This window comes from Streptomyces sp. TRM49041 (assembly GCF_008271805.1).
In the GTDB taxonomy this organism is placed as follows: Bacteria; Actinomycetota; Actinomycetes; order Streptomycetales; family Streptomycetaceae; genus Streptomyces.
Genome location: NZ_VSRY01000168.1, coordinates 1 through 10032, shown reverse-complemented (window position 1 = coordinate 10032; position 10032 = coordinate 1). Strand labels below are relative to the sequence as shown.

Below are 10032 nucleotides of genomic sequence, written 5' to 3'. Positions count from 1 at the left end.
GCCGCCTCGTAGTTCCGTTACGAGAGATGGCGGGCGAAGAAGGTCCCTACCCGGCGCCGTACCTCAGCGAGTGTCATCGCAGGGTCGCCGGTGCCGACGAGCGCGGTCCGCGCCGTCGCTGTCACGAGACCGGAAGTCTGGAGTCGAGGGACGAGCGAGCCGTAGTCGGTGAATGCCCAGTGGTTCGCGTCGGGGAGCAGCCTGCTGCGGCCGGGAAGGCCCGCCCAGGACGACTCGATACGGGCGGCGCCGTCGAATCCGTCGGAGCGGAACAGCAGCAGCGGCTGATCGAAGCCGGCCAGCGTCGGGTACAGGTCGAGATAGCCCTCCAGGTTCACCACCGCGCCGACCCGGCGGTCGTCACGGGCCGCGTACACCGCCGCCGTGCCGCCTGCGGAGTGCCCGTACATCCCGATCCGGCAGGTGTCCATGGCCGGTGCGAGCTGTAGGTCGCTGAGCCGGTCCAGGACCAGGCGGAGGTCCGCGATCCGGGTGTCCACCATCGTGCGGAAGGTCGCCGGGTCCGGGGGTCCGATCAGGACGGTCGTCCGCATTCCGGTGGGCAGCTCCACCTGAGAAGCGTCACCGGGGTGGTCGACGAGGACGACCACTCGGCCGTTACTCGCCAGGTCCTCGGCGAGGGTTGTGCCGAGCGTGCGGGAGTCACCACCGCCGGGTGAGTACACCAGCACCGGCCGCCGCCCGGGCAGCGGCGGCGCGCCCATGTACCCGTGGGTGAGGACCGCGCCCCAGTCCACCATTCCCGGCTCCGGCAGTCCCGGATGAACGTGCGGCGCGTACTCGGCGAACTCCCTGGCCTCGGCCGGGGTGAGCTGCGGGGCCCGGGAGAAGCCGCGTACCGATCGGGCCGGGTACAGGACGGTCAGCATCAACTCCCGCACGCCGCCCACCCATGGGTCGGTCCGGGACGGGTCCGTCAGATGGACCGTCTGCATGCCTACGGGGTACGGGCCGGCGGGCGCGGGCAGCCGGAGGACCGGGCCGCCACCGGAGGCGGACGCAGCCGTGGGCAGCAGGGCGGCGGCACTCCCCAATAGGGTGCCTTTCAAAAGAGTGCGTCGAGAAGTCATACGAACATCCTTGGGGCGGGGGCCATCACGGTGCGAAGGTTCAGGCCCTGGCCGAAAGGCTGGCCCAGGACGAGGAGCTGTGAGGGTGCTGCGAATCCACTTCACCGCGCAGGACTTCGCCCAAATCCGCTTCGCACCCCGCCCGGCGCCGCTCCAAGAGCTGCACGCCGTCCTGACGACAGCCGTGACCCGGCGTGGCGGGCCGCTGTTCGCGCCGTGGCGCGGACGCGTCCTGCGCTCCCTCCCGGCCGCAGCTAACCCGCTCGCCGACCTGGTTCCAGCGGGCCGCCCGCCTTCCTTCCTCGACGTCATCGGCGACACCATGGCCGACGGCTTCGAACAGATCCGCGCCACCAGCCCCGGTCTCGTCCGCTCCGAGCTGGAGCGGGTCTACGGGACGATGCCCGCGCCTCGCTGGATCCGCGGCCTGCACGCGGGCGACGAGACGGCCTGGCGCACCATGCACCGCGCCCAGCAGGCCGCGTACGAGACGGTCCTCGCCCCGGTCTGGTCCGTCGTACAGGATCTGCACCGTGAGGAGTTCACCCGCTACGCCCTGACCGTCGCCGAGCACGGCGTGGCCGCCACGTTGACCGGCCTGGCCCCGGGCAGCCGACTCCACGAGGGTGTGTGGGAATGGCCCAGTGCAGCGCCGGACCGCGACGTCTGCCTCAACGGGCGCGGCCTGGTTCTGCTGCCCACCTTCCACCACCCGGCGGGCCCACTTCTCCACGACACCCCGGGCCATCCCGCGGTCCTGACGTACCCAGCCGGTCCCGGGCTCCCTCCCACCGCGGGGCGCCCGGTCGTCCCCGCCGAGACCCTGGCCGCCGTCCTGGGCCGCACCCGGCTGGATGCCCTGCGCCTCCTCGCCGAGCCTCACACCACGACATCCCTGGCCCGCGCCCTCCACGTCAGCAATGCGACGGCCTCGTCCCACGCGGCGGCGCTCAGATCGGCAGGCATGGCGACGACGACCCGCACAGGCCGCTCGGTCACCCACCAGCGCACGGCCCTCGGCACCCTGGTTGCGGGCGCTTGGCCGCCGTAGTTCGCCACAAGACGGAGCCGGCCACGCTGCGCAGGTGAAGTATCTGACCACGCTCGCGGAGAAAGTCGGCAAGGAGTGGTTCGACGCCGAGTTCGCCAAGGCGATCAAGGACAGCGATATCGCCCTGCGCGCTCTCCGGCAGCGGTGCGCGACGGCCGCGAAGCGGCTGACCAAGGCGCGGGCCCGCAACACTGACTATGACCACTTCGCGACAGCCTGCCCCAGGGCAGCGCAGGTCGTCCTGGACATCATCGCCGACCAGGCTCGCCAGGCAGCAGTACTTTGCCGCCGTCTGATCTGCCTGGTCCAGAGCAACGACCCGAAGATCAGGTTCGAGCCCGTCGGCGCCGTGCCCGTCATGTGGAACAGCGACGAATGGTCCGACGCCAGCCGTTGCGTGTCGGACTGGGAGTAATCTCCATGGGGTCAGAGTGCAGGCTGATCCTGGACGGCGTAGCCCAGCGTGCGGGCCTGCACAGCCACGGCTTCGAAGTCGGCCGTGGAGGACAACGAGGTCACCGTCTGGTGGCTCAGTGGCGCCCCGGTCAGGATTGCCGCTACGGCGTCACAGTCGATGGTCCGCTCAAAGTAGTCCTCGGCAAAGCTGACGTACGCCTTCGTGCTGCCGTCAGTGAGGAGGTCGAACAGCCAGTCGCCCCCGTCTGACTCGTCGTCGTTGAACTTGACCTGACCGCACTGCCATGCCTCAGCATCCTTCTCGCGCCACACGCACACCGTCGCGTCGAAGAACCCGTCGAACTGGAACTCCGGTGCCGCCGGATAGTGCGCGAGCGACGGGGGCAGACCGTCGAGGAGGCCAGGCCAATGCGCGCGGGGCCACTCTCGCCATGGAGTGGCATCACTCTCGTGATCGAACCCGTAGAGGAATACCCCGGCCGGATCGAAGACGACGGCGTACTGGTCACCAGAACCGTTGTCCATGAATGCAAGGTCGACGCCTTCGCGCCAGTCGGAGACGAACGAGTGGGTGGGAGCGTCCGCGTCGAGGATGGCATCGAGCAGTGCCAGTGCCCGACAGCGGGCGAGCAGAACACCGGGGTCGGGCAGCAAGGCCACCAGCGCATGGACGGTCATGGTCCTCATTCAACTACCTGCCACTGACATCAGCGGCGGCGCCTCCAAGTCCGGGAAACGATCACCTGCCGCTCGGGAAGCGATCTCCAGCCGGAGGCTCCCGCAACCGGTCAGCGGTACTCCACACCAGTCGTTTCCCCTCGGCCGTTCGGAGGATGCGAGGGCCGGCTCTGGCGCGGCTCCCGCCCGGCCAGCCGAGCCACCGGTTCTTGTTGAGTGCGGGCGCTCTCCGCCAGTGGCGGGAGAACGGCAGCGGGGCAGAGTGCACGCCCCGCTGCGAAACGACAGAAGCTGGAGGCGCATGCGAGCGTCCCGGGCGCGCCGTCCTCGTGCAGGTGTCTGTCCCCCGAGCGGGTGCACAAGGCACCCGTGAGAAATGCCGTCACTGGCATGTCCGCTGGCTGCGGTGGCCGTGGCGGCCGAACATGGAAGGCAGCTTGCATTGTCCATGTCCAGGGTTTTTACTGATCCGCTCTTCGCGTTCAGACGACGTACCAGACGTGCCGGCGGCCGGCAGCGGTCGAGGAGCAGCCGGGCTGGGGCGGTGGCCGCCCTGAGCTCGGCGCTCGTACTGTTGTGCCCGGGAGTGGCGCTGGCCGCCCCGGGCGACCTGGATCCCACTTTCGGCACTGGTGGGATGGTGACCACCCACATCACCGGCGGCGTCGTCGACGTGGCTTTCGGGGTGGCCGTACAGGCCGACGGCAAGATCATCACCGTCGGCGGAAGCTTCTCGCCCCACAACTCCGATTTTGCGGTGGCCCGCTACAACACCGACGGCAGCCTGGACACCACCTTCGGCACCGGCGGCACGGTAACCACCCACTTCGAGGACGACGGCACAGGTAACCCCTGGGCCGGCGACGACGTAGCCCACGGGGTGGCGGTGCAGACCGACGGCAAGATCGTCGTTGTCGGCAGTGGCGCCCCAGGCGTCGCCACCGAATTCGGGCTGGCCCGCTACAACACCGACGGCAGCCTGGACACCGCCTTCGGCACCGGCGGCAAGGTGACCACCGACTTCAGCAGCGGCGCCGTGGCTTTCGGGGTGGCATTGCAGACCGACGGCAAGATCGTCGCTGTCGGCAGTGGCCTAGGCGGCTTCGGGCTGGCCCGCTACAACATCGACGGCAGCCTGGACACCGCCTTCGGCACCGGCGGCAAGGTGACCACCGACTTTGACGGCGGCGCCACGGCTTTCGGGATGGCGCTGCAGACCGACGGCAAGATCGTCGCTGCCGGCCTTGGCGGCCCGAACGACAACCGCGATTTTGCGCTGGCGCGCTTCAACTCCGACGGCAGCCTGGACACCGCCTTCGGCACCGGCGGCAAGGTGACCACCGACTTCGACGGCGACGCCGCGGCTTACGGGGTGGCGGTGCAGGCCGACGGGAAGATCATCGCCGTCGGCGGTAACGGCTGGGACTTCGCGCTCGCCCGCTACCAGGGCGACGGCGGTGCCCCCGCCGGCGTGGACGTGTCCGTCGCCAAGGCCGGGCCGACCACCGTCAAGCTGGGCCATCGCATCTCCTATACCGTGACGGTGACCAACACGAGCACCGCCTCCCCCGCCACCGGCCTCACGCTGACCGACACCCTCACCGGACCCGGTCAACTGCAGTCCGCCACACCCAGCCAGGGCACCTGCACCCCCACAACCACCAGCGCATCCTGCGCCATGGGCACCCTCGCCCCGGGCGCGAGCGCCACAGTGACCGTCGTCGTCAAACCCACGGCCACCGGCACCATCTCCAACACCGCCACGGCCCACGCCGCGGAACCCGACCCGGCGCAGGAGAACAACACCGCCACCGCGACCACCACCGTGAACCCCAAGAAATGCCACCCGGGCAAGCAGCACGGGGCACAACGGGCCGGTGAGCACACGTCGGGTAAAGGCATGAGGAACCCAAGCGAAGAGGCGATCTCCAAGCTGGGGGCCCTGGTCAGGGCTTCGGCGTAGTCGACTGACGCCCGGTTTATGTTGGTCTCTTGGGTGGTGGGTGCCGTGTCTCACCCCGCCCCGGCCTACCGGATCGTGGTCGGCCACGACCCGGTAGGCGGCCGGGAACGCCGCCGGGAACGCCGAAGAGGCCGGGCGTCGAGGGCGGTCCGATCCGTCCCGATGGCTGGGGTTACTCGACGAGGCTCATGCACAGCACGGCCTGGGTGTTACCCCACTCCCGCGCAAGGGTGGTCCGGCCGACGTCGGCGCACTCCTTGGGGTCAAGCGTGCCTTCGACGACCTTGGCAACCCTGTAGAGGTCGGGGCCGCCCTCGGAGCACTCCTTGGCCTCGGCCTCGAAGTCGCCGGGCGAAAGGCTCATGTGCACGCAGTCCCCGACCTCGGGCGGGCGTTGAAGGCCTTGGGCGACATGGAAGGCCAGAGCCGACACGATGACCACGACGATCAGCCCGAGCACGATGGCAATGTTCACGGTGATCGCCGTCGGCGAAGGATCGGCCGAGGGCTCGGCGGGCAGGGGAAGTGCGCTGGCAGGCTGAGCAGGGGACTGCGGCGTCGTCATCAGGAGTCCTCGGGAATGTGCGTGTGCTCGAACGCGCACGCTATCCGTATCGGGAGGGATAAATCGGATCCCGGGGATCGGCTCCTTCACCGGTTACGCAGTCGTGATGCACGGGCACCGTCGTATGCCGTGGCGCGTACTACACCGACAAGAACAACCAAGAGTTCTACAGCGGCAGGTAGGTGTGGGCTTCATGGGTGTCCTGCACTGGCAGACGGGCGAGGTGCGTCAGCCGCTGAAGACGATGAACGAGGGTGGTGCCGGGCTCATCGTGGAAGCCGCCGCGCATGCGTCCGACGCGCTGTTGGACCTCCTGGCCTGTACGACGTTGAACCGCCCCGGGTCGAGTGGAGACTCGATTCCGTGTAAGGATCAGAGTCATGGCACGACCCTCGATGTACCCGCCCGAGCTGCGTAAGCGTGCGGTCCGCATGGTCGCGGAGATCCGCGGCGACTACCCGACCGAGTCGGCGGCGATCAACGCTGTCGTCGCGAAGCTGGGTATCGGCTCGCGAGAGACGCTGCGCAAGTGGATCCGCCAGGACCAGATCGACACCGGCGCCCGGCCGGGGACGACCACCGAGGAGTCCGCGCAGATCAAGGCCCTGAAGAAGGAGATCGCCGAACTGAAGCGGGCGAACGAGATCCTCAAGGCGGCATCGGCTTTCTTCGCGGCCGAGCTCGACCGGCCACACACACGCTCGTAACGTTCATCGACGGGCACCGGGACCGCTTCGGCGGCGTCGAGCCGATCTGCACCGTGCTGGCCCGGCACGGCATCAGCATCGCCCCCTCCACCTACTACGCGGCCAGGAAACGCCAGACCGCACCGTCCCCCCGCAACCAGCGGGACGAGGAACTCAAACCCCTGATCAAGGCGGTCTTCGACGCCAACTACCGCGTCTATGGAGCGAGGAAGATCTGGCGGCAGCTGAACCGTCAGGGCCACGAGGTGGCCCGGTGCACGATCGAGCGGCTGATGCGCGAGCTCGGACTCGCCGGTGCCGTCCGAGGCAGGAAGGTGATCACCACGATGCCGGACCCGGCCGCCGCCCGGGCCCCGGACCTACTCGACCGTGACTTCGTCGCCCCGGCCCCGAACCACACCTGGGTGGCCGACTTCACGCACGTCGCCACCTGGTCGGGGGTCGTCTACGTCGCCTTCGTCGTGGACATCTTCTCCCGGCGCATCGTCGGCTGGGCGGCCGCCACCACCAAACACGCCCAACTCGTCCTGGACGCAGTGGAGATGGCGCTGTGGCAAAGGGGGCGGGACGGCCGGCCACCCGCTCCGGGCGAGCTGATACATCATTCCGACGCGGGGTCGCAGTACACATCATTTCGGCTCGCCGAGCACCTCGACCAGGCTGGCATCGCCGCCTCGATCGGATCGGTCGGCGACGCGTATGACAATGCCCTGATGGAGTCCACGATCGGCCTGTTCAAGACGGAGCTGATCAAGCCCCGGCGACCGTGGAAGACGCTCTCGCACGTCGAGCTGGCCACCGCCGAATGGGTCGACTGGTACAACCACAGCCGAATCCACGGTGAGAACGGCCACGTCCCGCCCGTCGAGTACGAAGCAAACTACTACCGAGCAACCACGAAACCGCAGTCACAACCACAAGCTGAGATCTCTAACGAACCCGGGGCGGTTCAGCCGCGCGGGAGGTCGCCTGGCTGCAAGCCGACGAGACCCGGGCAGGGATACCGGCTTCACGGGCCGGTGGGCGCGACCTGTCCGGCCTGATCCTGGACATCGACGCGACCCTGGTCACCTGCCACTCGGAGAAAGAGCAGGCAGCGGCCACTTACAAGCGCGGCTTCGGCTACCACCCGATCCTGTGCTTCCTGGAACACCGGTGAAGCCCTGGCCGGCCTGCTCAGGGCGGGCAACGCCGGAGCCAACACCGCCGCCGACCACATCACCGTCCTGGACGCGGCCCTGGCCCAGATCCCCGACGCCCACCGCCACGGCACCGATCTACTCATCCGCACCGACAGCGCCGGAGGCGCCAAAGCATTCCTGCACCACGTACGCGCCCTGCTCTCCCGAGGGATCCGTACCTTCTTCTCGGTCGGACATCCCGTCACCGAGCCGGTCCGCCGCGCGATCCGGGCTCTGCCCGAGCACGTCTGGCACCCCGCGCTGGAGCAGGACGGCTCCCTGCGAACCGGGGCGCAGGTCGCGGAGCTGACCGGCATGGTCGACCTCGCCGGTTACCCGGACGGCACACGCATCATCGTGCGTCGCGAGCGCCCGCACCCCGGCGCCCAGCTTTCCTTGTTCGACCTTGACGAGGGGATGCGTCACCAGGTCTTCCTCACAGACACCCCTTACGGCGAAGGCTCCTTGCAGCATTTTGGAGGTCCGCCACCGCGCGCACGCCCGCGTCGAAGACCGCATCCGCTGCGGCAAGACCACCGGCTTCGGCCGCTTCCCCTCCCGCCACTTCGCCATCAACGAAGCGTGGCTGGAGCTGTCCCTGACCGCCCTCGACCTGCTCGCCTGGACCCAGACACTGCTACTGGAGGGCGAACTGGCCGCCGCCGAGCCGAAGAAGCTCCGCTACCGGCTGCTGCACGCCGCGGCCCGCATCACCCGCGGAAGCCGTCGCCTCCACCTGCGAATCTCCGCATCCTGGCCCTGGCGGCACGAGCTGACCAGCGCATTCGCCCGCCTCACAGCCCTGCCACGGCCGGCCACCTGAACCGCGGCACCGTCCCTGCCCACCCACGACCCGAGGAATCCCGGAGCACCCGACCAGCGCGTTGGGCCCCGGCCATGCCCGCTCACCGACCGGCGACCAAAACCACCGCTTCACCGAGATGAGACCAGCTCAGCCACCCGAAGCGAAACAGGGAGGCTAGTGTCCTGCGCCGGAAATGGCGAGATTAAGTCTGTGGGCTGTTTTCATGGCGTCTCGGGGTCCTCGTGCTGTCGAAGTCGTGTTGTCTGCTGAGGAGCGGGCGGAGTTGGCGCGTTGGGCGGTGGGTGGTGCGGTGTCGGCTCGTGTGGCGGAGCGGGCCCGGATCATCCTGGCCTGTGCCGAGGGTGGTTCCAACACCGCTGTGGCGGCGGACTTCGGGGTGTCCACGGAGACGGTGCGTAAGTGGCGCTCGCGGTTCGTGGTCCGGCGGGTGGCGGGCCTGGTGGACGAGCCTCGGCCGGGCCGGCGCAAGCCGGAGCTGGTGCTCAGCGAGGCCGAGCGTGCCGAGCTGACGCGCTGGGCGCGGCGGGCGAAGACCGCGCAGTTCCTGGCGCTGCGGGCGAGGATCGTGCTGCGATGTGCGGAGGGCGGGACCAACAAGGAGATCGCCGCTGAACTCGGCGTCGCACCGGGCACGGTGAACCGCTGGCGGTCAAGGTTCATCCGGTTGCGGCTGGACGGGCTGATTGACGAGGCCCGCCCCGGCAGGCCGCCCTCGATCCTGCTGAACCAGGTGGAGGACGTGCTCACGGCGACGTTGGAGTCCTCCCCGGGCAAGGACACCCACTGGTCGCGGGCCTCGATGGCGAAGCACTCCGGGCTGTCGAAGTCCACCATCGGGCGGATCTGGAAGAAGTTCGACCTCAAGCCCCATCTCCAGGACGCGTTCAAGCTCTCCACCGACCCGCAGTTCGTCGCGAAGGTCGTCGACGTCGTCGGCCTATACCACAACCCGCCCGAGAAAGCGGTGGTGCTGTGCGTGGACGAGAAGAGCCAGATCCAGGCGCTGGACCGGTCCCAGCCGGTTCTGCCGATGATGCCCGGCATGCCCGAGCGGCGCACCCATGACTACTACAGGCACGGCATCACCAGCCTGTTCGCCGCCTTCAACATCGCCGACGGCAGCGTCATATCAGCACTGCACCGCCGCCACCGGGCCATCGAGTTCAAGAAGTTCCTGATTCGGATCGACAAGGTCGTGCCCGCCGGCCTCGACGTCCACCTGGTCTGTGACAATTACGCCACCCACAACACCGCCGAGATCAAGACGTGGCTGGGGAAACACCCGCGTTTCCACATCCACTTCACCCCCACCGGCTCCTCCTGGATGAACCAGGTCGAGCGGTGGTTCGGCCTGTTGACGGACAAGCTCATCCGCCGCGGCGTGCACACCTCCGTGAAGGCCCTGGAGCAAGACATCACGGCCTGGATCGACGGATGGAACGAGAACCCCCGGCCCTTCACCTGGACCAAGACCGCCGACGAGATCCTGAACTCCCTCGCCGACTACCTCACGAAAATCAACCCGCCAACCACTGAAACCTGAAATAGACTTA

7 protein-coding genes and 2 pseudogenes are annotated in these 10032 nt (G+C 68.6%); 6 read left to right on the top strand and 3 right to left on the bottom strand.

Annotated features, from left to right (window positions below; all coding sequences use genetic code 11):
- Positions 1 to 17: 17 nt before the first annotated feature.
- Positions 18 to 1091: an acetylhydrolase gene (locus FVS66_RS30755; protein WP_149181395.1), complete on the bottom strand. Its 1074-nt coding sequence runs from the start codon at positions 1089 to 1091 to the stop codon at positions 18 to 20.
- Between the two features lie 85 nt (positions 1092 to 1176).
- Here FVS66_RS30755 and FVS66_RS30750 point away from each other — a divergent pair, with 85 nt between their 5' ends.
- Both FVS66_RS30750 and FVS66_RS36360 read left to right on the top strand, forming a co-directional pair.
- Positions 1177 to 2142, top strand: coding sequence for a winged helix-turn-helix domain-containing protein (locus tag FVS66_RS30750; RefSeq protein WP_149184532.1), 966 nt, complete (start codon positions 1177 to 1179; stop codon positions 2140 to 2142).
- 34 nt (positions 2143 to 2176) lie between these two features.
- Positions 2177 to 2557, top strand: a complete 381-nt coding sequence (locus FVS66_RS36360; protein WP_262387300.1) for a hypothetical protein — start codon at positions 2177 to 2179, stop codon at positions 2555 to 2557.
- Positions 2558 to 2568: 11 nt separating this feature from the next.
- On the opposite strand, the gene FVS66_RS30740 is transcribed toward FVS66_RS36360, so the two are convergent.
- Positions 2569 to 3237: a hypothetical protein gene (locus FVS66_RS30740; RefSeq protein ID WP_187645769.1), complete on the bottom strand. Its 669-nt coding sequence runs from the start codon at positions 3235 to 3237 to the stop codon at positions 2569 to 2571.
- 586 nt (positions 3238 to 3823) lie between these two features.
- Here FVS66_RS30740 and FVS66_RS30735 point away from each other — a divergent pair.
- A complete protein-coding gene (locus tag FVS66_RS30735; protein WP_187645768.1) occupies positions 3824 to 5200 on the top strand; it encodes a DUF11 domain-containing protein in 1377 nt (458 codons plus the stop codon).
- Between the two features lie 172 nt (positions 5201 to 5372).
- Here the strand turns inward: FVS66_RS30735 and FVS66_RS30730 are convergent, their stop codons facing one another.
- On the bottom strand, positions 5373 to 5765 hold the full coding sequence (locus tag FVS66_RS30730) for a hypothetical protein (RefSeq protein ID WP_149184529.1): 393 nt from the start codon (positions 5763 to 5765) through the stop codon (positions 5373 to 5375).
- A 380-nt stretch (positions 5766 to 6145) separates the two neighbouring features.
- On the opposite strand from FVS66_RS30730, the pseudogene FVS66_RS30725 reads away from it, so the two are divergent.
- From FVS66_RS30725 to FVS66_RS30715, 3 genes and pseudogenes are all read left to right on the top strand, one after another.
- Positions 6146 to 7362 (top strand): annotated as a pseudogene (locus FVS66_RS30725) (IS3 family transposase); the annotation flags it as partial.
- Between the two features lie 65 nt (positions 7363 to 7427).
- Positions 7428 to 8476, top strand: a pseudogene (locus FVS66_RS36355) (IS1380 family transposase); the annotation flags it as partial.
- A 205-nt stretch (positions 8477 to 8681) separates the two neighbouring features.
- Positions 8682 to 10022, top strand: a complete 1341-nt coding sequence (locus tag FVS66_RS30715) for an IS630 family transposase (RefSeq protein ID WP_187645521.1) — start codon at positions 8682 to 8684, stop codon at positions 10020 to 10022.
- Positions 10023 to 10032 lie beyond the last annotated feature (10 nt).